This window comes from Acinetobacter sp. YH16038, assembly GCF_013417275.1.
In the GTDB taxonomy this organism is placed as follows: Bacteria; Pseudomonadota; Gammaproteobacteria; order Pseudomonadales; family Moraxellaceae; genus Acinetobacter.
In genome coordinates this window covers 54,454-78,105 of sequence record NZ_VPEG01000014.1, presented here as the reverse complement: position 1 = coordinate 78,105, position 23,652 = coordinate 54,454, and the positions used below count along the sequence as shown (strand labels likewise).

Below are 23,652 nucleotides of genomic sequence, written 5' to 3'. Positions count from 1 at the left end.
CCACGGAGAGAGAGATGGCAGAGCGCCTAAATAATGACTTTCAATTCCTGGATGTCGCACGCCAAGATCCAGAGAAAAAAGAGATTGACGTCCGCAAAGCAGAATTTGTGGAAATTTATAAACCTTTCACAACAGAAGTGGCTGCAAATCAGTCACATCGTTGTCTAGGTTGTGGTAACCCGTACTGTGAATGGAAATGTCCGGTTCATAACTACATCCCAAACTGGTTGAAGTTACTGGCAGAAGGCCGTATTTTCCAGGCAGCAGAACTTTGTCACCAGACCAATACTTTGCCAGAAGTCTGTGGTCGTGTTTGTCCTCAGGACCGTCTGTGTGAAGGTGCCTGTACCTTAAATGATGGTTTTGGTGCAGTCACCATTGGTAATGCTGAAAAATATATCAATGACACCGCTTTCGCTCTAGGCTGGCGTCCAGACATGTCTCATGTGAAATGGACTGATAAGAAAGTGGCTATTATTGGGGCAGGTCCTGCAGGTCTAGGTTGTGCTGATATTCTGGTACGTAATGGTGTGAAGCCAGTTGTATTTGATAAACGTCCTGAAATTGGTGGTCTGCTGACTTTCGGTATCCCAGAATTCAAGATGGAAAAAGACGTGATGAAACGCCGTCGTGAAATCTTTACCGGTATGGGGGTTGAATTCCGTCTGAATACTGAAATTGGTACCGATGTTACTATCGACCAGTTACTCGCTGACTATGATGCTGTCTTTATGGGTATGGGAACATACACTTATATGAAAGGTGGCTTTGCTGGTGAAGATCTGGATGGTGTATATGATGCACTGGATTTCCTGATTGCTAACGTGAACCGTTGCCAGGGGTGGGAAAAAGATCCATCCGAATACATCAGTGTTGAAGGCAAAAAAGTGATTGTCTTGGGTGGTGGTGATACCGCGATGGACTGTAACCGTACTTCAATCCGTCAAGGTGCTGAGTCAGTGGTTTGTGCTTATCGTCGTGATGAAGCGAACATGCCGGGTTCACGTCGTGAAGTAAAAAATGCGCGTGAAGAAGGTGTGGAATTCCAGTTCAACCGTCAACCTATCGAAATCGTGGGTGAAAATGGTAAAGTGACTGGCGTAAAAGTGGTAACGACTCAACTGGGTCAACCAGACAGCCGTGGACGCCGTAGCCCAGAACCAATTCCAGGTTCAGAAGAAATTCTACCTGCAGATGCAGTATTGCTGGCATTTGGTTTCCGTACCAGCCCAGCAGACTGGTTTACTGATGTAGAAATTAACCTGGATGGTTCAGGTCGCGTACTTGCAGCCGAGCAGCAGCAATATAAATTCCAGACTTCAAATCCAAAAATCTTTGCCGGTGGTGACATGGTCCGTGGTTCTGACCTGGTGGTGACTGCGATCTGGGAAGGTCGTCAGGCTGCAGAAGGTATTCTCGATTACCTTGATATTTAATCTAATTTAATCCTCTATTTAAAAAACCCGCTACGGCGGGTTTTTTATTTTTTTTCATTTTACTAATTTATTCAGCTTAGTTCTAAGTAGTTATAATAAATATGGATTTAAACTTATCAATATATCCAATATTAATTCGTAGCTCTGAAGCAGAACAGAAGGAATAAAAACGATAAAAGTAAAAAATTATAAAAATTAACAAAAACTAGGAAAAATATGTTTAAAATCAAATTAATTAAATAAATATCAATAAAGAATTGAGGATAAAAGATGATCCCTGTATTAAAAAAATCTTTCATTGCTCTGATGTTAGCCAGTACCCTGACGCTTACAGGTTGTGGCTATAACACCTTACAAGTTAAGGATGAGGCTGTAACTGCAGCATGGTCCGAAGTACAAAACCAGTACCAGCGTCGTGCTGACTTGGTGCCGAATTTGGTGAATATTGTCAAAGGCTATGCGGCGCATGAAGAGCAGGTATTGACTGAAGTGACTCAGGCACGCGCTAATGTTGCAGGTTTGAAAGTCGATCGTGAAGTGCTGGAAGATCCTGAACTGTTCCAGCGTTATCAGGAAGCTCAGGCACAAATGACCAGTGCTTTGTCACGTTTACTGGCGGTGACCGAAAATTATCCTGATTTGAAAGCCAACGAGCAGTTCCGCGATCTGCAGGTACAACTTGAAGGTACTGAAAACCGTATTGCGGTAGCGCGTAACCGTTATATTACGACTGTACAAGATTTTAACTCTTATGCACGTCAGTTCCCGCAGGTGATGACAGCCAAAGTTATTGGGATGGATACCAAGCCAAATTTTAGTGCAGAGCAAAGTGCGCAACAGGCACCTAAGGTTTCATTTGACTAAGCTTGATCTTGGGTAATCTGCTAATAAGGTGGCTGTAATGATGCATACGAGCGCTGTAAAACTTTATATAGGTATATTTCTCAGCCTCATTATGAGCCTGATGAATCCTGCCTGGAGTGAAACAGCAACGGCAACTGATACAGAAGAAGTCATTGTTGCACGTGAAATTTTGCAGCCTAAAACGAATACTTCAGATCAAAATGTGGAACCTACAGCTACAGCACCGCAGCCCCAAATTGCCAATGATATGGCAGAAGGTCAGGTTCAGCGCGACTTGCCCAGCATGAATGAGCCAGTCATTGATCAGGCAAATTTATTAACGGCAGCAGAAAAACAGCAACTTAGTCAACGAATCATTAATCTCTATGAGGCTGGTAAGGCTCAGATCGGCGTAGTGATTGTACCTACCACGGGTCAGGAAGATATTTTTGACTATTCCATGCGTGTGGCAGATCGCTGGCAACTGGGATCAAAAGAACATGATAATGGTCTGTTAATGACCATTGCAGTAAATGATCATCGTATCCAGATTTTAACTGGATATGGGTTAGAAGGCGTTCTGCCGGATATTGTGGCTGGACGGATTATTAATAACAAAATTACACCTTTGTTTAAGCAGGGTCAGTATGCACAAGGGATAGATGCTGGGCTGGCAGAAATAGAGCGTATTCTAAATCTGGATCCAGAAATTGCAGCTCAAGCAGCGGCTGAGCTTAAAGAGCGTCAGCAGCAGGCTTATAAAGCGCAGCAAGCATCTCAAGCGACTTTTGGTTCGGTTATTTTTATTATCGTCGCTGGTGTTATTGGTTCCATGATCTTTGGCAGAAAGTTGAGTGCAGCCACTGCTGCAGTGGCTGGAACTGCAGCCGGGTTAGTCAATGGCATGGGATTGGTCGCTAGCCTATTAATTGGTGCTGGAGTTTTCTTTTTACTCGTGACCTCACTTGCTCAGTTGATCCTGCATGCCTTTATGGCAGGTGGAGGTCGTGGCGGTGGTAGTGGACGTGGTGGTTTTGGAGGCGGCGGCTTCGGCGGCGGCGGCGGTGGTTTTGGTGGGGGAGGAGCATCAGGCTCATGGTAACAACTACAGATACAACAGATATTGTCACACAGCCTAAACTGGAAGAACATGCTCAACCAAGTTTTAAACGTTGGCTTAAGCACTTCTTTTATATGCCTGCAACCAAGCGGTTTTTCTCCAAGCAGGATCAACATGCCATTGCACTAGCTATTGAAGAAGCAGAGCATGGTCATGTAGGAGAGATTCAGGTCGTAATCGAGGGATGCTTATCCGCACGATCAGCCTATTATCAGGATACTTTGTGTAGAGCTCGACAACTTTTTGCCGAGCTCGGTGTCTGGGATACCGAATACAATAGTGGTGTACTACTTTATCTGAACCTCTGCGAGCACAAGGTTGAAATTGTGATTGATAGAGGAATCAAACAGGCGACAACTCAACAAGTTTGGGATCAGATTTGTCAGCATATTGTTCAATTATTAAAGCAAAAGCAGTTTAAACAAGGCGTGATTGAAGGGGTGAAGCAGATTGGACAGGTCTTAGATCAGTACTATGATCGTCAAATAGAAGATAAAGATAATGAATTAGTGAATAAACCGATTATTCTGGGGTGATTTTAGTCAACTAACTGACATTTTTTGTCAGTTAGTTACACAAAATAAAACATAATAATTACAAAAATAAAAATATTTTTTTAAACTGCTGTTTTTTATCTCAATTTTATTATAATAAAACTTGGCACACTTAGTGCTAACTATAAAATTAAGCTAAATGAGCTATTTCTTTAAGCTTATAAATAAACAAAAAACATTTGTGGAGAATGTTATGAATACAGTACAAAAGGGTTTTACCCTTATTGAATTAATGATTGTTGTCGCAATTATCGGTATTTTGGCTGCAGTAGCGATTCCTGCTTATCAAAACTATACTGTACGTGCCAAAGTTACAGAAATGTTAAGTGTCGGTTCTGCTGCTAAAGCTGAAATTAGTGAAGCTTTTCAAAGTGGTGGTATTGTTGGCGTGAATGGTGCCGTCACTAGTCTTGCTGCTTCTCCGGTAACAAGTAAATATGTTGCAAGTGTCGTCGGTACTCGTAATACAGGTGCTATTGTGATTACTTCATCTACTGATGCTAGTCTTCCGACTGAAGCTCAGGGAAAAACTATTAAATTGGTACCTTATATTGTTGCTGCTGGTGGTACCACGGCTGCTCCACTTAGTGCAAGTACAGTTAGTAATGGGGAGACTTTGCAATGGGCTTGTGGCTCAGCAGGTACTGCCACTGGTGTGTCACGTGGCTTAACAGCTGCAGTAGTGCGTGGAACTATGCCAGCAAAGTATGTTCCTTCTGAATGTAAATAATTTAGTTTGAATTAAAAAAGCCGATAAATATCGGCTTTTTTTATGCAAAAAAAGAGGTGCTATGTTTAAAGTTAAGCTCAAAGCAACATTATGGCATATGCTACTGAGTTTAGTGATCTTTACTTGTATCATTGCGATGTTTTACTGCGGAAGTTATGCTGCACCATTGGCACAAGCTGTGGGCTTTTGGTCTATTGCGTTGTTAATACTGTTGACGGTGATAGTTATAGGACCTTGTATAACCTTTTTGGTGTACAGACCGAACAAGTCAAGTCTTAAATTTGATTTAAGTTTCTTGGTTATATTACAGTTGGCAGCTTTGGGGTGGGGGGTATTTAGTTTATATGATGCACGGCCGGTATGGATTGTACATAGTGTAGATCGTTTCGAATTAATCCAAAACAATGACCTGTACATTGCTGAAACTATCCCGAAACAGAACGAGTTTACAACGCCACCACAGTTTTTTGCTCAAGTGGCGGCGATTGAATTATCCAAAGACAATACACAACGTCAAGAGGATTTATCTAATGCGATATTTTCTGGGTTGACTTTAAGTATGCAACCCTCACGCTATGTGAGTTATCAGCAAGTACAGACTGTGGCATTAAGAAATGCACACTCACTTCAAGAATTAAACCAATTTAATTCCCGTGCAGATGTAGATGAAATCTTAAAAAAATACCCAAATAGTCAAGCGTATATTCCACTGCGGGCAAAGCAGCAAGACCAAGTGGTGTTAGTTGATGCTAAAGGTGATATCGTAAAAATTGTTAATTTACGTCCTTGGGATTAATTAAGTCTTAGAACATATTTCAAAAAGTAGATTATCTATCCATATGCTTTTTGTATATCATGTGCCCAACTTCTACCGTCTGATATTTCCATGAAATTCTTCCTCTTGCTTCTAGCCGGTATCTTTATCTCCCTCGCATGGCTCATACCCGTACATTACCGTCCATGGGTTACTTACACGGGTGAGCTGTATGCTTTTTTTGCATTATTTGCCCTTACAGCTTTTTTCTTAAAAGAAAAAATTAAATTACCTACTATTGGTTTGCCTTTATTAGCACTGACGTGTGTTCCTTTGATCCAGTTGTTAGCAGGCCAAGTATTTTTCTTTAGCACCGCCATGATGGGCTTTATTTTTGTTTTTAGCTTTTGGCTGGCAAGTGTACTTGGCTATAACTTTTCTACAGGAAACTATAACCGGGAAGAAACTTTTACCAATCTTAGCTATGTGTTTTTGGCTTCAGGTACGGTTACAGGCATGATCGCACTTTGCCAATGGACAAATCTGGATTCAATATTGCCAGGTATGGTAAATATTAGTGGCAACCAGCGGCCTTATGCGAACTTCGCCCAGCCGAATAATATGGCAACTTTTTTAGTCATGGCATTGATGAGCTGCCTTTACTTATATGAAAAGAAAAAAATTCAGACCAAATGGCTATTTGCCTGCGCTGCAGTCATTATTATGGGGGTAGCTCTAAGTCAGTCACGTACTGCATGGGTGGCTGCGATCGCGATCATGTTGTATCTGGCGTTCTATCAATATAAAGGCATTATTCGCCTGAAATGGTATTACAGTATTGCTTGGTTCCTCTTCTTTATTTCCTGTATTGTGGCTTTTCCATTACTCAGTCAGTTGGCTGCACAGGCAATGGATACGGACGTCATACAAAGCAGGGATGTGGTAGCGCGTGCCACCGGCGATATGTCACGCCTCGCAATCTGGCAGCAGATGCTGGCAGCCATTCAGGCGCAGCCATGGTTTGGCTATGGTTGGTATCAGACCAGTGTGGCTTTTGTCTCGATTAGTGATACCGTGCAAGGCCCGGTCTGGGTTCGTAGTGCACATAATTTTATTCTGGACTTTTTGCTCTGGAATGGACTGATCATCGGTCTGCCTTTCTTGGCATACTTTGGTTATTTGGGCTATCAGTTACAACGTTGGGTGAATACGCCAGAATCTGTCATCGGAATTTTGATGATTGGGGCTTTTTTGACACATGCCATGTTTGAGTTTCCACAGCATTATGCCTATTTCTTGTTACCAGTGGGTTTTATTATCGGTACAGTACTAGCGCAGCGAGCTGATATGGTTAAGCAGCTTGTCATGCCAGCATGGTTGATGAAATTAATCTTCATTACAGGTGTTATTTTAATTGCAGTCATTTACCGGGATTATGATACTGCTGTGCCAAAACTCGGTCAGAGCATTCGCTATGAACAGCAACCCGAAAAAATCACCAATCAAAAACCAATTTTCTTATTGACGGAATTTAATCATCGTATTGACTGGATCCGGGTAGATCCTTATACCAAGATGAGTCAGGACGAAATCCATCAACATGAAAAATTGGTGGTGAGTTATCCAACCAAATACAACTTGCTAAAATATATTCGTTTACTGGCCTATAATGGTTATATTAAAGAGGCACATCACCAGCTCTGGCGTTTGAATACGATTCAAAAAACTGAACTGAACTATGATGAAGTTATTAAAGATATGCCGAAATAGTTTCAGCTCAATAAAAAAGCCATCATCATGATGGCTTTTTTATGTCTTTAAGAAATCAAAGCTGGCTTTGAATATAGTTTTCAATACCAATACTTTTGATGAGATCTAGCTGAGTTGTGGTCCAGTCCAGATATTCCTCTTCCTTTTCCAGAATTTCTCGCACTAAGTCACGAGTCACATAATCCATCTGTGTTTCTGCCAAAGCTACAGCCTGCTGAATGACTTCAATATTTTCTTTTACTTTGCGTACATCACAGTGCAGTACTTCTTGAGTATGCTGACCAATATACAATTTGCCCAAGTGTTGTAAGTTTGGCAGCCCTTCTAAAAATAAAATACGTTCAATAATTTTGTCAGCATGTTTCATTTGACGAATCGACTCTTTATATTCAGCCGAGCCGAGTTGTTCAATGCCCCAGTCATTAAACATGCGTGAATGCAGGAAATACTGGTTAATCGCTGTAAGGTGGTGATACAACACCTGGTTCAGCTGATTAATTACATCACGATTGCCTTTCATCGTATCACTCCATATAGCCTGTTGACCCATTTATCGCTATGGGTTTTTGATTAACTTATCTTAAATCAATCGAGCGAGCAATGGCGAGTAATTTATTGAACTGCAAATGAAAATCGCAATCAAAAAGCTTCAGGTGAAATATACAGCAATAAAAACCCGCCAGAGTCAGAGGCGGGGGAGGAGTAATGATACGAGACCATTGATTTTATAATTATCGTTATCCGCTTTAGGCAGCAACCGCTAGCCGGGCAGCAATCTGGGAAATTTCATCACTGATGATCATACGGGCTTCAGGAGCACAACGACCACAACACGTCCCTAGATCAAGCATTTCGCGTACATCACGGTAACTTTCGGCGCCATTTGCAATAGCATCTTTAATGTCTTGATCTGTAATGCCACGGCATAGACAAACGTACATAGGATACAACCACAGTGAATAAATAAGATAAGAGATATTATTGATAATTGTTATCGTTTGTCAATAAAAATCATTTGAAAATGCTTTTTATAATGATTGATGATTCAGATAAAAAAATACCACCTGAGCGGAAATCCGAGTGCTACTCGGATTTCTGCGCAAGAGCGATTTATAATTTAGAATTAAATATTGCAGGCTGGAGATTTGGTGATTTTTATAAATTATTGATTGATAACGACTATACCATCCATCTCAACTAAAGCGCCTTTAGGTAAACTTGCAACACCTAAGGCAGCACGCGCTGGATAAGGTTGAGCAAAGTATTCACCCATAATCTGGTTGACGAGCTGAAAATGAGAAAGGTCGGTTAAGAAGATATTTAGCTTTGCAATATCAGCTAATGAGCCACCCGCTGCTTCACAAACCGCTTTCAGGTTATCAAACACACGGCGAATCTGAGCTTCGATGCCTTCAACCAGTTCCATACTATATGGATCCAGACCAATCTGGCCGGATAAATAAAGCGTATCCCCGACTAGAATTGCTTGTGAATAGGTGCCTATGGCAGCTGGGGCATTTTCAGTATGGATCACTTGGCGGGACATCAATTTCTCCTTTTATCATCAACATACATCATATTAGATCAATTCAACTGACAAAAGCATTATCGTTTTAAATGATTAACTGGCTTTAGAGGTTTCAGCAATATTGAGCGGCTGTTCTAAGCGGGTAATACGTGGAAAACCAAAATGCATGCGTAAATCACGAATAATCTTGGCAATCTGTTTACGGTTATGCACCACAATATTTACATAAGTTTTGCCATCATAATTACGCACCATCTCTACACCTGTATGGCCTTTACGACATTGATAAATCAGATCAGAAATCTGTTCATCGTCCATGGCTTGATCAATACAGAGATAGGCAGTAAAGCTGACATCATCCAGATCTTCGATCGTCCATTGTAGAGGCATAATATTTTCAGGATGCATATGTTGTTCCTGCAATAAATTATGGCAACGGGCACGATGCACAATTAAGCCACGACGAGTCAGATGACCTTGAATTGGATCACCAAGTACCGGGTTGCAGCAATGGGCGTATTTAACATCTACACCTTCTGTACCTTGAATAAGACGACCTGAACTATTCGCATTTTGATGCTGGTCATGTGCAAATAAATGGTTGGCAACCAGTTGTGGTAATAAGTCACCTACAGCAATCTGTTCAAATAGTTGCTCTTTAGTCGGAACATGACGCCATTCCAGTACATTTTTCCAGTCAGCTTCGGTCAGATCACGAATAGAACACTGGAAAAGTTTTAAGGCACGGTTGAGGGCCTGTTGACCCACAAGGCGCTGTTCATCAATGTCCTGATCGCGCAGGATATTCTGAATCGCACGACGGGCTTTTTGGGTATTAATAAAGCTGAGCCAATCTGGGTTTGGGGTTGCAAGAACATCAGTGATGACTTCAACGACCTGACCACTCAATAATGGCGTAGAAAGCGGCTTGGTTTCACCATTAATTTTGGCGCCAATAGCATGGTTACCGAGGAACAGGCTGGCGGCATAGGCAAAATCTACAGCAGTCGCACCTTGCGGCAACTCATGCAAATGACCATGAGGGGTATAAACCCAAATTTTTTCCTGATGCAGATAATCCAGTAATTCGCTGAACGTGGTTTTGGCACATTCGCCATCAACCAATACGTTCAGATTTTGCATAGATGCCTGAATAGCAGAGCGGCAGGCCTGAGGGGCATTTTCACCAAGAACAACACCAAAGCGTGCAGCTTTGCGCATTAGTTCAGTTTGAATAGTCAGCGACAGGGTAGTCTTTTCGCCTTTTAAGCGCATGGTTAAAGACTGGTTGCCGCCCGGAAGGGGGCGACGAATATTGTCCTGATAATTTTGAACCGTAAAACTCTCAGTCAGGATATCGGCTAGGCGATCGCAGTCGGCAATGCTCTGTAAGATAATTTCAAATGCGTGGCTATGCGTAAGTTCCTGCAGATCAATATCATTTTTTACAAAATGGCGTAATAGTTCGATATTATTATTTTTCTTTTTAACTCGACCTTCAATCGCATATTGCTGTAGTAGTTCGTTAAGTTTCTGTTCCCACTTGGCCTGATATTCACAGCGTTTAGGCTTGGTCTCCAGAAGGGCAGCCTGAACATCGTTGTACATATCCAGATCCAGATTCTGATAACACAGATGTTCCAGATTATCAGCCATTTCGTTCATGCCGACCAAGCGTGCCATTGGAACGAAAATTTCAAAGGTCTCACGCGCAATACGGGCACGTTTATCCGGGCGTAATGCTTCCAGCGTAGTCATGTTGTGATAGCGATCTGCCAGTTTCACAATAATGACACGTGGATCCTGTAGAGTCGCTTGCAGGATTTTTCGGAAAGAGGCTGCTTTATTATATTCCTTATCACTAGAATGGCTGAGCTTGGTGACCCCATCAACCAGCTCTGCAACCGTGCTGCCAAATTTTTCAGTAATGTCATCTTTATTGAAGTCGGTATCTTCAATGACATCATGCAGCAGCGCTGCCATTAAGGTTTCAGTATCCAGACGCATATGGGCCAGAATACAGCTCACCGCGATAGGGTGCAGAATATAAGGTTCACCACTTTTACGGGTAATGCCATCATGGGCAATATCGGCATAATCACAGGCCGCAAGCACACGTTCGACATCGCTTTCACTTAAGTACGCGTCGATGATGATTTTTAACTGTTGCTTAGCTTCACTGACCTGTGGGCCTGGCATAAAACACCTTTAAAACTGGATTTTTTAACAAATAAAACAGAGAAAGCTCGTATGAAATGTATAACATAAAGTGGGTCAGTTTTTTCTTATCAACAAGTGAAAAATTTACACTGACTTTAGAGCTAACCCTTATGTTATAACCGTTCTGCGCAAAATATAAAAGCCACAGAACAAAAAAAGCCTAGTTTAAAACTAGGCTTTTTGGAATGGTTTATTCTTATTGGAAAGAAAAACCATCTAAATTTAGATTATTTGCAGAAAGAGCAAGATCTAAACTTGAAGTTTGATAATCTTGATCACGTTGTTTCAAAATATCTTTTGATACATGACCTGCAGCGATTTCACGTAAAGCAACTACAGTCGGTTTATCATTGTCCCACTCCACAGTTGGTTCAATGCCTTGACGTGCCAATTGACGCGCGCGTTTGCTTGCCACTAGTACAAGCTCAAAGCGGTTGTCTACATGGTCTAAACAATCTTCAACGGTTACGCGTGCCATAAGAATTCTCGTTTTGAATAGTAAATTTCAACAGACTGCACAGTATAAAATGCTTTGTCTGGAGACTCAAGTTTTAATCACTGTTCGCTTGGAGTAATTAGAGCCTGGATCAGTTTTTCATGGCGGATCGCTTGCTGGGAAAGGACCAGACGATTGGCGATAATCACAGATTCAAGATCATGTAATGCCTTATTAAAGTCATCATTGATAATGACATAATCAAAGTTGACGTACTGCTGCATATCTTCGACTGCACAGCTAAGACGGTGTTCAATCACTTCAACAGAGTCTGTACCACGGTTGGAAAGACGCTGACGCAAATCAAACTGGCTTGGCGGAAGAATGAAAATCTGTTTAGATTCAGGAAAAAGTCGACGGACTTGTTGTGCACCTTGCCAGTCAATTTCAAGCAATACATCATGACCTTTAGCAAGTTGTTCTTTTACAGTCGCTTGTGCTGTACCGTAATAATTACCAAAGACTTCGGCATATTCAATAAAACCACCTTCTTCGACCAGGTTTAAAAAGTCTTCTTTAGTCGAGAAATGATAATGTACGCCATCGAGTTCGCCAGGTCGTTGACCGCGTGTCGTATGAGAAACAGAAACATGAAGATTGTTGACGCGTTCAAGTAATGCTTTAACGAGGGATGTTTTGCCCGTTCCAGACGCTGCAGAAACGACAAACAAGAGACCCGACATGATATTTTTCCTGATATGATAAAATATCTTCTCTATTTTAGAGTAGACCGGCTTTAAACTAAATAGTTGTACGTCGATTGTTTTACATTTATTTCAATTGTAGCGCCATAAATTGAGTGAGTATTGAGGATTTCTATGGAAATTGTTTTAGCTAACCCGCGTGGTTTCTGTGCCGGTGTGGATCGTGCCATTGCGATCGTGAACCGTGCCCTAGAATGCTTTAATCCACCTATTTATGTGCGTCATGAAGTGGTCCATAACAAGTTTGTTGTAGATGACTTACGTCAACGTGGTGCAATCTTTGTCGATGAGCTAGATGAAGTTCCGGATGACAATATCGTGATTTTTAGTGCACATGGGGTGTCTAAGGCTGTGCAGCAGGAAGCCGAACGCCGAGGTTTAAAAGTTTTTGATGCGACCTGTCCATTGGTCACTAAAGTACATATTGAAGTGACTAAATATGCCCGTGAGGGAGTAGAAGCGATTCTAATTGGTCATGAGGGCCACCCAGAAGTTGAAGGCACCATGGGGCAATATGATAAAAATAATGGTGGTGACATTTATCTGGTCGAAGATGAAGAAGATGTTGCTGCTTTAACAGTTCGCAATCCTGAGAAAGTCGCTTTTGTGACCCAAACGACTTTGTCGATTGACGATACAGCGAAAGTCATTGATGCGCTTCGCAAAAAATTTCCGAATATTCAAGGTCCACGCAAAGATGATATTTGCTATGCGACACAAAACCGTCAGGATGCAGTACGTGATTTAGCTGCACGTTGTGATGTCGTGCTGGTTGTAGGATCACCGAATTCATCGAATTCAAATCGCTTGCGCGAACTGGCGGAACGTATGGGTAAAGCAGCCTATCTGGTTGATAATGCAGATGAGCTCAAGCAGGAATGGTTTACCAATATTTCTAAAATTGGGGTAACCGCAGGTGCTTCCGCCCCGGAAATTTTAATTAAGCAGGTGATTCAGCGTTTACAGGATTGGGGTGCACAGGCACCCAAAGAGCTGGATGGGCGAGAAGAGAATATTACATTCAGTCTGCCAAAAGAGTTACGTATTCCTGTAACACAGGCTTAAATTGTTAACTATTTAACAATTTATTTTTTATTAAAAAATAAGCAGATAGCTATAATATGACAGTTATCTGTTTTTTTATGCCTTTTATCTACTCTGTGTAGGTTTTGTAAAATTTATAGATATTATTTTTAATAGGGGAAAGTTTTGGAGCTGGGGAAGAGTGTGCAAAAGAATAAAGGTTTTACGTTAATTGAGCTCATGGTGACGATTGCAGTACTAGGGATTATTGCAACGATCGCTGCGCCTTCTTTTGGTGATTTAGTTGCAAAAAGAAAATTGGATACTACTGCTCGAGATTTTGCTTTGGTTTTTGGAGAGGCAAGAGGGCAAGCGATTTCATTGCGGAAAAATATTACGATTAAGTTGACTTGTCCTACAGGGGTAGATCCAGATACGAGTGAGACAAAAGTTATCTGTCCTGCGAATACAGCAACTACATTTTCTTGGACCTCTCCAGATGATGATATTGATTTAACAAGTGATGCAATTGATGTTGTTTTCACCGGATTAGGAACAGCAAAGCAGCGTGAAAAACTTATAGACAACCCAGTTTGTACTCCAGTTCCACCTGCCACCTCAACCCCATGTAATACAGATCCAGATGATAATCCAAGAAAAATCCCTCAAATTGTGCCTCTAGAATTTACTTTATGTAATTCGAAAATTAAAACAAGCAAAACTATTTTTGTTTCGAAAACTGGCACAGTAGATAGTATAACAACGGGTGTATGTTGATGATAAATAGTACTAATCAAAAGGGCGTTGGTTTAATAGAGGTATTGGTAGCTTTATTTATACTTGCTCTGGGAGTGTTGGGATTCTCGGCTTTACAATTAAGAGCAATGGATGCTGCCCAAGAAGCAACTGAACATACAGTTGCAATGAATAATGCACGAGATTTGGCTGAGCGCATGAGGATAAATCGGACAGCCTTATCCGATTATAAAAATGCAATTAACAATGCTATTTCGATAGATACCTGTATTGGTACTAATGATATTACAACACCTAAAAGTCTAGGAATTCCTAAATGTAATTCCACTAGTATGGCACAACATGATTCTACAGAAATTTTGGCTAAGGCTTCGGACAATGGGCAAACAGTAATTATTGAAAATTGTGTAAAAAGTACTTTGAATTGTATATATGTTGCATGGGGAAAAACAAGTATTACAGCATCAGATCTTAGCAATTGTGTTGATGCAACTACTGGCGCTTACATTGTAGATGCTAAATGTTTAGTTATGGAGGCATTTTAATATGAAAATCTATACTAAACAGACTGGTTTTACATTAATTGAATTGATGATATCACTTGTATTAGGGCTATTAATTAGTGCTATTGCCTTACAGTTGTTTTTAACCAGTCAGCGTAGCATAACTGTGCAACAGGCTATGATGAATTTACAAAGTTCAGCTTTATTTGGATTGGGTTCTGTTATTAATTCTATTCGATTGGCTAATTTAAATTCCTCTCAACCATATATCAAAGATGATGTTTTATATGGAGGAGTCGTTTTATCACCAGCAAATATTTCTAATAATAAAGATGCTGATGGAAATTTAAATTTTACAATTAATGATAATTTATTAAGTCGTGGTGGGATTGGTGAATCTAATTTAAAAGATCAAACAAGTGATCAATTGGTTATTCAATATAAGGTCAGTACACCTAATCAATTTGATTGTGAGGGTACAGGCTTAACTGTAAGTGATTATGTGGTAGAACGCTATTTTTTACGAAAAGATACGAATCGTAATGATCCAAACAAACCACTGGCATTGGCCTGTAAGGCAACTCGTTATACGGAAGATACTGCTAAAACAAATACGACATTAAGTGGTTTAAGTGGGAATGGGGAAATTATTATTCCACGAGTTGATCATTTTAGTGTGCGTTTAGGGGTAGCATATGATGGTGCCAATGCGGATTGTGATGCAATTACAATAATTAAAAAAGTTCCAAAGGAAAATGGTGAAGAAGAGGATGTAATAGAGAATATTGAAGCAGATTCACGCCTGGATTGTTTTAGTTATATGGATATTGAGGATTATCGAACATTAACTGGTGAAAAACCACAAATTGTCTCTATACAAATCGGTTTATTAGTTCGTTCTACAGACACAGTAGGAAATAATGAGTTTTTTGATGCAGATCAACCATATAATGTTTTAAATACAAGTGCAATTCTTAACCCAGATAATAAGAATAATTTATATTTACGTAGTGTCGTGACCCAAACAATTGCTATTCGCAATGGCTTTGGTATTGAGTAGGGGTGTAGTGATGAATAGGAATCCTAGAAATACTCAATCAGGAGCAGTCTTAATTGTAGTGTTAGTGATGCTAGTTCTTCTGACATTAGTTGGGACTTGGGCTATACGAGGAAGTATCAATTCTTTGAAAATTTCAACAAATGCTCAAGCAGAAGTGCTGCTTAAACAAACCAGTGATTCAGTATTTTTTACTTTAGAAAATAAAACTGATGATGAGCTTGCTTTTACAAACATGCGTATAGGTGATGGCATGCTGAACTATACGTTAAGACCTGAAAATAAAGGTAAAGAACTTGTTTTTTGTATTCGTGGTGAAACTCCAGATAACTTTGTGGGAAGTCGTATTGCCAGTGTTATTTATTGGGAAGGCTCGACCATCAAGAATACTGAAATGGGGAAAAATGGTTTCTGTCAGGTTAATCGTTTAGGAGATTTTTTAAGTGGACGTAATGCTGTAATCACTCAAGTAAGTATCCGTGCAGCTTCGAGTGATCGAGATTGGGAACATCTCATGGAAGGCGATGATAAAGAAACTTCAAAAAGTACAGGTATTCAAAAAGTTGTAATAACTGCAACCTCTCTTATTCCCAAGTTAAGCGATAGTTCTAGTTCTGATGTAAATACTTGTTTATCAGAATATACAAGTTTTGAAGATAAGGTAGTTGAAAATGAAACAGTTACCGATTGTCTGGCCAATATTAATGTTCCATATAGCACACAAGAGATGGAATACACAATGAAGCCAGTACGTACATCATAGGGGAGAGATCATGAAGAAATTACATTTAAAAAAGATTCATCACGATGATGTATTGGATAAAAAAATGAACATTATAGATGTGTCAAAAAAATTTAAAGTCAGTGTTATTACGGCTGCAATAACAACTCTAATTTGTACAAGTACATCAAATTATGCGGCCGATTTAGAAATTTATAAAATTCCAGAGAATAGTACGGGTACGGCCACCCTGATGTTGATGTTAGATACATCAGGGAGTATGGCGTGGACAATGGGTGGGAGTGGATCCACAAGTGATTCTAACCCGAGTAGGATGTCTATTTTGAAGCAGGGTTTGCGTGATGTGTTACAAGGCACTCAGACAACACCACGTGTTGCAGATAAAATTGTTATGGGGTTGGCAACATTTGCAGGTGATAACGGCTATATTCGGATTCCAGCTAAACCCTTAGGTGAAGTAACAGGTACAAGAAGTGAAGATGTAGAAAAAGTTTATGCTTATCGATATGGGACTTCAGGAAATCGAAAGTATGGTGCTTGTATTGAGTGGAATTTAGATCTTACATGTAAAAAGTGGGCGGATGAAACCACACAGGATATTGTAAGCGGCAAAGGATATAGTAGCAATAATAGAAGTTGTCCTACTAGAGAGAATGAAAGCTGTCGTATTTACTACAAAACAGAACAAGTGGAAGTTAAAAAAACGCACCGAGATGATTTAATTACAGAAATTAATGGCTTAAGAGCTAACGGCGGTACTCCTACACCTTATGCTTATGCTGAAGCTGCTGCATATCTAATGGGGACATCGACTAAAAGTAATATTACAACAAATGTGCAAATGTATTTTGTTGACCCTAATGATAATTATTATTTAAGTTGCCAAGAGTGGAATTCACAAAATTTATGTACAAGTTGGTCCTCGCGTTGGACTGCTGGTTACAATTATTCAAACGGTTATTTGCAAAATGGATCTGGCACAGAAGGAAATTATGCAGGTCATTATTATTGGGGGCCAAAACCTAGTAGGGGTGCATATTCAGGATTTGATAGCTCGGTAGAAGCAAGTAAAGATGGAAATGTATATAAACTACCGGATTCAATAGAGGCCCAATTAGGCAATACAGAAGCTGCTGCAAATAAAAGAGAGTGTAGTGGGCAGGGGATTTATTTTTTAACGGATGGTGAGCCCGAGCCAGGTGGTACAGCACCAGGTAGTGATGGTAAAAGTGGTACAGCTTATGAACTAATGACAGCAAGTTTAGGAGATAAGGGAACTTTATTTAGCTGTGCAAATAGTCAATTAGGCAAGAGAACACCTTATAAAGATTCACGAAATGCTTGGTCTTGTATAGGCAATTATGCGCAAACACTAATTGATACGTCAAAAAATCCTTTGGGTTTAAAGATTAAAACAGCTGTCGTTGGGTTTGGTTCAGGTTTTAGCTCAGAAGGTAGTAACGACGTTAAAGATGCTAAAGACTGGGGAACAATCGGTGGCGGTAAATGGTATGTAGGTACAAATTCTCAAAGTGTTGTAGATAGTATCAATAAGTTTATTGATGAGATCCAAAAAGATATTCCTTCAATGAGCACAGGATCTTCAACCATTCCAATGGATGCTTTAAATCCTGAAATTATTCAACCTTATGCATATTCACCCCAATTTGAGCCAAAGGCAGATCCGGCAGACAATCGACAACTCTGGTTTGGTAATCTTAAAAAATATTATGTCGTAAATGGTGGTATTTATTCGAATGATTCAGGTGGTAATGCATATACAGTTGTTAAAAAAAGCAAACTGCAAGATTTAGCAGATATATGGGCAAAAGAAAATATTAACTATCCTGAAAATACTCCTATTTTTAAAAAGGGTGGGATTTTAAGTCAACTTATCTTGGGTTTAGTCAATGGTGTAAATTCTAAAAATGAACCTGTAAAAAAAGCGGGACGTAAACTTTTAACAGAATATGATTTTGATGGAACTGCAGATGAGGGTGAGCAGGTAAGTCGCGATTTTAATTTAAAGCAAATTAGTTACGATTATACTACTAATGAAAAAACCAAAACTGATGATTCGGATCGTATCCGTAGTCTGATGGCGCTTCTTGGAATCAATATTTCAGATTCAACAGAAACTAATGGTACAGACTTATCGGGAGCAAGTGCGGAAGAAAATTTACGTCAAATGGGTAGTATCTATCACTCTTTACCTGTTTTGCTGACTCAAGAGGGTAAAGCAGTTGCTGAAAAAAATACCACAACAAATAAAGTGCACATCAGTACAACTAGCCGTAAAGATTATATTATGTTTGGTACAACACAAGGTCTTTTAACAGTTGTAGATGCTGACACAGGAAATGAAAAGTTCAGTTTTGTTCCAAAAGAAATGATTGAAAAACAATCAGAAACTTTCAAGGAAAATGCTGGTAATTTATCTGGTGGTAAAAATGCTTTGTATTATGGAATAGATGGTGAATGGACAGCTCATACAGTATATGTTACTGATAATGATGGCACTTTAACCGTTAAAGGTGCTTCACGTGCAATTCTAGGTAAAACCCCTGCTGAAAATGAAAATTTTGATGGAAAACAGTGGGTATATGGTGGTATGCGTATGGGAGGTCGAAGTTACTACTCATTAGACTTAACAGATATCGATAATCCAAAACTCAAATTCCATATCGATCCTTCAAGCGGAAAAGTCTATTCTAAAGATAACCCTGCAGGTAAGTCATTCTCTGCAATTGAGAATATGGCACAAAGTTGGTCTAAGCCAAAACTTGATTACGTAAATTGGAAAGGTGAACGTAAACTTGTTATGTTTGTAGGTGGTGGGTATGACGCAGGTGGAGAAAATGGTGACGGACTATATGCTCATGGTATTCGGACAGGCTATGCTGGTTATGAACACTATAATTATGTCCAAGATAATAAAAAAGGTTCTGGTGTCTATATGTTCGATGCCGATAATGGGGATTTATTATGGTATGCGAATTCCGATGATGGGCAAGCAGATGTAGAGCATGTAAGTCATAGTGATCTAAAATACAGTATTGCAAGTGATATTAAGACAATTGATCGTAACAATGATGGCATCGTAGATCATTTATATTTTGGCGATTTAGCAGGTCAAGGTTTCCGTGTAGATTTTAATGGAACAAAGGACAATTTTAACTCTCAAGTTAACAAGATACTTGACCTACATATTGAAGATAATCTATCTACTGCAGGGACAAGCCCTCGTTTCTATATGGCACCTGTTTTTACAGCTCACCATAGTGCCCATAAGAAAGAAGGTGCACATGTTGTTATTGCAACATTCGTTTCGGGGAATAAAAGTTCTCCATTGTTAGGAACTGTAGATTCTCCAACAACAACAGGGAAAACGGATCCATTAGGTTTACAGTATGATGGTGTATATGCAGTTTATGATTATGATATTCATCCTGATGGTAAGTTTTTCCCGAATACAAATTTAGATGCAAGGACTTTAGCAGATGTTGATGATGAAGCATCAACTACAAAATTAAAATTAATTAGCACTGTTGTACGTAATGATACTGAAGATACTTTAGTAAAAGGTGCAACTGCGAATTCAACTACTGGTTGGGGCGGTTGGTATTATCGATTTGATACAAAATTTGATGGTAGTGAGGCTGATGCTAGTATAGTCAAAGGATTATCTCCTTTGATTGCAATGGAGGGAAGCTTATATGTCACTATGTATGATGCTTCAAATAATGGTACATCTTCAAGTTGTGGTGCTGGGGTAAAAGGACATAGTTTTACTCAGCGTCTATGTCTGCCAACAGGAGTATGTCCAGAAAATGCAAATTATAAATACAATTTAGGCGCAGGTATTATTGGCCTAAATGTTGGCTCAGTAGACGGTAGTAATATCAAATCAATTGTAGTGCCAGATCCTGATGATATATGTGTAGGAGAAAATTGTAGTCCCTGTACAGGTACAGATTGTAAAGCTGGTCAAAAGTTTATTTCCGCTGGTGGATCAATTCGTTTTATACCAAATCGTTGGTTTGAACGCTACGCGAAAATGGAATGATATAATGCAAAAGAACAAGAGCTCAGCCTTTAAGGTATTTAAATTCAATCAGGGTTTTACCCTAATTGAACTGATGGTCGTTGTAGTGATAGTTGCAATTATTGCAGCAATCGCTATTCCTTCTTACCAATATTTCATTCGTAAAGGTGTTGCTGCGCAAGCTCAACAGGAGATGGGGAAACTATCTGAACAATTACAAAGATTCAAGGCCCGTAATTTTAGTTATAAAGGATTCAATGCGAGCTATTTATATACAGGTGGAACAAATTTTACTTCTGGAACTCAGACACTGGTTCTTAATCCTACTTATACACTAATGATTGTAGATCATGGAAATGGTAATCCTCTTTTGACTGCGGATAGTGCATTGGGGAATGCGTGGGCAATTAAAGCAGTTAGTAGTGATTCTCAAAACTTCAATTTTTTACTCACCAGCACAGGTGTACGTTGTAAGCAAAAATCCAATATCACAGGCTATGAGAAATGTGAAACAGGTGAGGATTGGTAATGTTTTATAAAAAAGGATTTACTTTAATTGAAATAATGATTGTCATAGCTATAATAGGAATATTGGCAGCTATTGCTTATCCTTCTTATCAAAATTATAAAGTAAGAACACATCGTGCAGACGCTCAAGCTGAAATGATGGTAATAGCAAATAATCTTACTAAGTTTAAAGTGACAAATGGAAGTTTTACCAGTGCAACTCTTAATACAGTATATGGTAGTAATGTAACTCCTAAAGGAGGTGCCCCACTTTATGATTTGATTTTATCTGTTACCTCCACAAGTTGGCAGCTAACAGCTACTCCTAAAAACAATACCTCTCAAACTGGAAATGGTGCGATTGTTTTAGATAGTTCTGGTAATAAATGTTGGGAAAAATCATCAACAGCATGTACTCCATCTGCCACATCAAACTGGGACGGACGCTAACCAAATTCGAAATTGTGGATAACTAACTTTTGATCTTTCATTCAGGGCAAACTTCGCGTAAAATATTGCCCTCTATGAAAGGGGTTTGAAGTGTTCCGGTGGTCGGTACATGAATAATCCGTAAAAACTATAAGGTTCTATCATGGTTGTTATTCGTCTTGCACGCGGTGGTGCTAAAAAACGTCCGTTCTATCAAATCATTGTGACTGATAGCCGTAATGCACGTGACGGTCGTTTCATCGAACGTATCGGTTTCTTCAACCCTACAGCTCAAGGTAAAGCAGAAAAACTTCGTTTAGATGCTGACCGTTTTGCTCACTGGGTTTCTCAAGGTGCTCAACCTTCTGAACGTGTTGCTTCTTTAGCTGCTCAAGCTAAGAAAGCTGCAGCTGCTGCTTAATTTTAAGGTAGCAGGTAGCCCATGACACCAACACAGAATGTTCCCGAAGATCGTATTCAGATTGGACAGTTACGTTCAGCATATGGATTAAATGGGTGGCTCTGGGTCTATTCCAATACAGAACCTATGAGCAACATATTTGACTACCTTCCTTGGTACATTGAGACCAAAGCAGGTTGGCAAATTGTCGATGTAAAACGTTGGAAACCACATGGCAAGGGCTTGGTTGTTTCGCTAAAAGGTGTGAGTGATCGTACCGCAGCAGACGGCCTGGTGGGTGCTAATGTCTGGATTTCTAAATCGCAACTGCCTCAACCAGGCGTGGATGAGTATTACTGGTCTGATTTGAAAGGTCTAACTGTATTAGGTCTGGATGAAGAAGAACAGGAAGTGAATCTCGGTCAAATCCATGAAATGTTTGAAACAGGTGCCAATGACGTAATGGTAGTTCGCGCTACTGCTGACAGCGTCGATGGCGAAGAGCGAATGATTCCATGGCATAAAGATGTGGTACAGCGGGTTGATCTCGAAGCTGGTCGTATCTACGTAAATTGGGGCGTAGATTATTAATCCTTAAAAAGGGTTAACACAGCAGGAAAATGAGGAGTCTGCGGTGTTCTTTGCAGTCATTACGCTTTTTCCTGAAATGTTTGAAGCGATTACAGCCTACGGTATTAGCGGGCGCGCAGCAAAACGTGATTTGATGCAAATTCATTGTATTAATCCACGAGAATTTGCTGAAGGGAATTACAAACGGGTGGATGAACGTCCATTTGGTGGTGGTCCCGGTATGGTGATGATGGCTGAGCCATTAGCGAAAGCAATTCATCGTGCCAAAGAGCTTGCAGCGCAAGCGGGTGCAGTTAACGTTCCTGTGGTGTATATGTCACCACAAGGAAAAACCTTAAATGAACCTGCGGTACAGGACTTCGTTAAATATGACGGACTGATTGTACTGTGTGGACGTTATGAAGGTGTCGATGAACGTTTGATCCAGAAATATGTTGATCAGGAATGGTCGATTGGAGATTACGTATTATCGGGTGGCGAGCTCCCTGCGATGGTTTTATTGGACAGTATTATCCGGAGACTTCCGGGTGCAATGTCAGATGAACAATCACACGTGCAAGACTCATTTGTGGATGGCCTTCTAGACTGCCCACAATATACCAAGCCAGACCATTTTGAAGGGATGGATGTACCGGACATCTTGAAATCGGGACATCATGCCAATATTGAGAAATGGCGGTTTTTGCAGCGATATCAGCGCACTTTGGAACGCCGGCCTGAGTTGGTAGAAAAAGTTGAACTGACCAAGCAGCAAAAGAAATGGCTAAAAGATTTAAAAAGTGGCAACAACTAATCCTGTTGTCCAAATCTGTATTTAAGCAATGTTGTTTAAATATTTAAAATAGGCTCTTTATGCATTGAAGCGGTCAAGCATAAAGGGAAAGTCAATCGGGTCTATGCGATTTAGCCTCTATACCCAGCGATGATCAGACCTCTTCTGACTCGCACATATTGGAGATACCCCATGAGCGGTAAGCATCCTTTAGTACAAGCTGTTGAAAATGCTCAGCTTAAACAAGACATCCCAGCTTTTGCACCAGGTGACACAGTAGTTGTCCAAGTAAAAGTAAAAGAAGGCGACCGTGAACGTCTACAAGCGTTCGAAGGCGTTGTCATTGCTAAGAAAAACCGTGGTCTGAACTCTGCGTTCACAGTACGTAAAATTTCTAGCGGTGTTGGCGTTGAGCGTGTATTCCAAACTCACTCTCCAATCGTTGCTAAAATCGAAGTGAAACGTCGTGGTGACGTTCGTCGTGCTAAACTTTACTACCTACGCGAATTGTCTGGTAAAGCTGCACGTATTCGTGAAAAATTGCCAGCTCGTAAACAAGGTTAATTTTAGCCTTGCTTTTAAGCAAAAAAATGCGCCTTTGGGCGCATTTTTTTATGTTTGCTTTTATCTGGATTTATTCGAAATGTTCCTGCAAAGGCAAGATCATGGCAT

Annotated in this window: 25 protein-coding genes; 19 read left to right on the top strand and 6 right to left on the bottom strand. The window is 40.1% G+C overall.

Translation table 11 applies throughout. The annotated features are described in order from the left end of the window. Nucleotides 1-14 precede the first annotated feature (14 nt). The 7 genes from FTV34_RS07930 (at nucleotide 15) to FTV34_RS07900 (ending at nucleotide 7,207) form a co-directional block, all read left to right on the top strand. On the top strand, nucleotides 15-1,436 hold the full coding sequence (locus tag FTV34_RS07930; protein WP_180025542.1) for an FAD-dependent oxidoreductase: 1,422 nt from the start codon (nucleotides 15-17) through the stop codon (nucleotides 1,434-1,436). Between the two features lie 273 nt (nucleotides 1,437-1,709). Beyond that, the gene (locus tag FTV34_RS07925) at nucleotides 1,710-2,300 is read left to right on the top strand and encodes a LemA family protein (protein WP_180069891.1); all 591 of its coding nucleotides are present in this window, start codon (nucleotides 1,710-1,712) and stop codon (nucleotides 2,298-2,300) included. 91 nt (nucleotides 2,301-2,391) lie between these two features. Then, complete coding sequence (locus FTV34_RS07920) at nucleotides 2,392-3,381, top strand: YgcG family protein (RefSeq protein WP_257226139.1); 990 nt, start codon at nucleotides 2,392-2,394, stop codon at nucleotides 3,379-3,381. After that, nucleotides 3,375-3,935 (top strand): TPM domain-containing protein, encoded by a 561-nt coding sequence (locus tag FTV34_RS07915; protein ID WP_180069862.1) that lies wholly within the window; start codon nucleotides 3,375-3,377, stop codon nucleotides 3,933-3,935. Before FTV34_RS07920 ends, FTV34_RS07915 begins: the two co-directional genes overlap by 7 nt. A gap of 211 nt (nucleotides 3,936-4,146) precedes the next feature. Beyond that, nucleotides 4,147-4,683 (top strand): pilin, encoded by a 537-nt coding sequence (locus tag FTV34_RS07910; RefSeq protein WP_180069859.1) that lies wholly within the window; start codon nucleotides 4,147-4,149, stop codon nucleotides 4,681-4,683. 61 nt (nucleotides 4,684-4,744) lie between these two features. Next, nucleotides 4,745-5,479, top strand: coding sequence for a TfpX/TfpZ family type IV pilin accessory protein (gene tfpZ / locus FTV34_RS07905; protein WP_180069856.1), 735 nt, complete (start codon nucleotides 4,745-4,747; stop codon nucleotides 5,477-5,479). 90 nt (nucleotides 5,480-5,569) lie between these two features. After that, nucleotides 5,570-7,207, top strand: a complete 1,638-nt coding sequence (locus FTV34_RS07900; RefSeq protein ID WP_180069851.1) for a PglL family O-oligosaccharyltransferase — start codon at nucleotides 5,570-5,572, stop codon at nucleotides 7,205-7,207. Between the two features lie 55 nt (nucleotides 7,208-7,262). Here the strand turns inward: FTV34_RS07900 and bfr are convergent, their stop codons facing one another. From bfr to gmk, 6 genes are all read right to left on the bottom strand, one after another. Next, nucleotides 7,263-7,727, bottom strand: a complete 465-nt coding sequence (gene bfr / locus FTV34_RS07895; protein WP_180069848.1) for a bacterioferritin — start codon at nucleotides 7,725-7,727, stop codon at nucleotides 7,263-7,265. Nucleotides 7,728-7,953: 226 nt separating this feature from the next. Further along, nucleotides 7,954-8,148, bottom strand: coding sequence for a bacterioferritin-associated ferredoxin (locus FTV34_RS07890; RefSeq protein WP_004787097.1), 195 nt, complete (start codon nucleotides 8,146-8,148; stop codon nucleotides 7,954-7,956). Nucleotides 8,149-8,369: 221 nt separating this feature from the next. Next, nucleotides 8,370-8,753 (bottom strand): RidA family protein, encoded by a 384-nt coding sequence (locus tag FTV34_RS07885; protein ID WP_005233608.1) that lies wholly within the window; start codon nucleotides 8,751-8,753, stop codon nucleotides 8,370-8,372. A gap of 75 nt (nucleotides 8,754-8,828) precedes the next feature. Next, nucleotides 8,829-10,934, bottom strand: coding sequence for a bifunctional (p)ppGpp synthetase/guanosine-3',5'-bis(diphosphate) 3'-pyrophosphohydrolase (locus tag FTV34_RS07880; RefSeq protein WP_180069844.1), 2,106 nt, complete (start codon nucleotides 10,932-10,934; stop codon nucleotides 8,829-8,831). Nucleotides 10,935-11,151: 217 nt separating this feature from the next. After that, nucleotides 11,152-11,433, bottom strand: a complete 282-nt coding sequence (gene rpoZ / locus FTV34_RS07875; protein ID WP_004650579.1) for a DNA-directed RNA polymerase subunit omega — start codon at nucleotides 11,431-11,433, stop codon at nucleotides 11,152-11,154. Nucleotides 11,434-11,510: 77 nt separating this feature from the next. Beyond that, nucleotides 11,511-12,134 carry a guanylate kinase gene (gmk, locus tag FTV34_RS07870; protein ID WP_180069842.1) on the bottom strand — a complete coding sequence of 208 codons (624 nt, stop codon included), beginning with the start codon at nucleotides 12,132-12,134 and terminating at the stop codon, nucleotides 11,511-11,513. A 135-nt stretch (nucleotides 12,135-12,269) separates the two neighbouring features. On the opposite strand from gmk, the gene ispH reads away from it, so the two are divergent. The 12 genes from ispH (at nucleotide 12,270) to rplS (ending at nucleotide 23,544) form a co-directional block, all read left to right on the top strand. Continuing rightward, nucleotides 12,270-13,220 carry a 4-hydroxy-3-methylbut-2-enyl diphosphate reductase gene (gene ispH, locus FTV34_RS07865; RefSeq protein WP_104425648.1) on the top strand — a complete coding sequence of 317 codons (951 nt, stop codon included), beginning with the start codon at nucleotides 12,270-12,272 and terminating at the stop codon, nucleotides 13,218-13,220. 162 nt (nucleotides 13,221-13,382) lie between these two features. Continuing rightward, the gene (locus tag FTV34_RS07860) at nucleotides 13,383-13,955 is read left to right on the top strand and encodes a prepilin-type N-terminal cleavage/methylation domain-containing protein (RefSeq protein ID WP_180069839.1); all 573 of its coding nucleotides are present in this window, start codon (nucleotides 13,383-13,385) and stop codon (nucleotides 13,953-13,955) included. Next, nucleotides 13,949-14,479: a type IV pilus modification protein PilV gene (gene pilV, locus FTV34_RS07855; RefSeq protein WP_180069836.1), complete on the top strand. Its 531-nt coding sequence runs from the start codon at nucleotides 13,949-13,951 to the stop codon at nucleotides 14,477-14,479. The genes FTV34_RS07860 and pilV overlap by 7 nt, the downstream gene beginning before the upstream one ends. A 1-nt stretch (nucleotide 14,480) precedes the next feature. After that, nucleotides 14,481-15,497, top strand: a complete 1,017-nt coding sequence (locus tag FTV34_RS07850; RefSeq protein ID WP_180069833.1) for a PilW family protein — start codon at nucleotides 14,481-14,483, stop codon at nucleotides 15,495-15,497. Between the two features lie 10 nt (nucleotides 15,498-15,507). After that, on the top strand, nucleotides 15,508-16,257 hold the full coding sequence (locus FTV34_RS07845; protein ID WP_180069829.1) for a PilX N-terminal domain-containing pilus assembly protein: 750 nt from the start codon (nucleotides 15,508-15,510) through the stop codon (nucleotides 16,255-16,257). Nucleotides 16,258-16,267: 10 nt separating this feature from the next. Further along, on the top strand, nucleotides 16,268-20,302 hold the full coding sequence (locus FTV34_RS07840; RefSeq protein WP_180069826.1) for a hypothetical protein: 4,035 nt from the start codon (nucleotides 16,268-16,270) through the stop codon (nucleotides 20,300-20,302). Between the two features lie 4 nt (nucleotides 20,303-20,306). Then, nucleotides 20,307-20,810, top strand: a complete 504-nt coding sequence (locus FTV34_RS07835; RefSeq protein WP_180069822.1) for a type IV pilin protein — start codon at nucleotides 20,307-20,309, stop codon at nucleotides 20,808-20,810. After that, complete coding sequence (locus FTV34_RS07830) at nucleotides 20,810-21,238, top strand: type IV pilin protein (protein WP_180069819.1); 429 nt, start codon at nucleotides 20,810-20,812, stop codon at nucleotides 21,236-21,238. The genes FTV34_RS07835 and FTV34_RS07830 overlap by 1 nt, the downstream gene beginning before the upstream one ends. A 142-nt stretch (nucleotides 21,239-21,380) precedes the next feature. Beyond that, nucleotides 21,381-21,638 carry a 30S ribosomal protein S16 gene (gene rpsP / locus FTV34_RS07825; RefSeq protein ID WP_004826436.1) on the top strand — a complete coding sequence of 86 codons (258 nt, stop codon included), beginning with the start codon at nucleotides 21,381-21,383 and terminating at the stop codon, nucleotides 21,636-21,638. Nucleotides 21,639-21,659: 21 nt separating this feature from the next. Then, nucleotides 21,660-22,208, top strand: a complete 549-nt coding sequence (gene rimM, locus FTV34_RS07820) for a ribosome maturation factor RimM (RefSeq protein WP_004787070.1) — start codon at nucleotides 21,660-21,662, stop codon at nucleotides 22,206-22,208. A gap of 43 nt (nucleotides 22,209-22,251) precedes the next feature. Continuing rightward, nucleotides 22,252-23,001: a tRNA (guanosine(37)-N1)-methyltransferase TrmD gene (gene trmD / locus FTV34_RS07815; RefSeq protein WP_179992160.1), complete on the top strand. Its 750-nt coding sequence runs from the start codon at nucleotides 22,252-22,254 to the stop codon at nucleotides 22,999-23,001. A gap of 171 nt (nucleotides 23,002-23,172) precedes the next feature. Beyond that, nucleotides 23,173-23,544 (top strand): 50S ribosomal protein L19, encoded by a 372-nt coding sequence (gene rplS, locus FTV34_RS07810; RefSeq protein ID WP_004787066.1) that lies wholly within the window; start codon nucleotides 23,173-23,175, stop codon nucleotides 23,542-23,544. The last annotated feature ends 108 nt before the right edge of the window (nucleotides 23,545-23,652 follow it).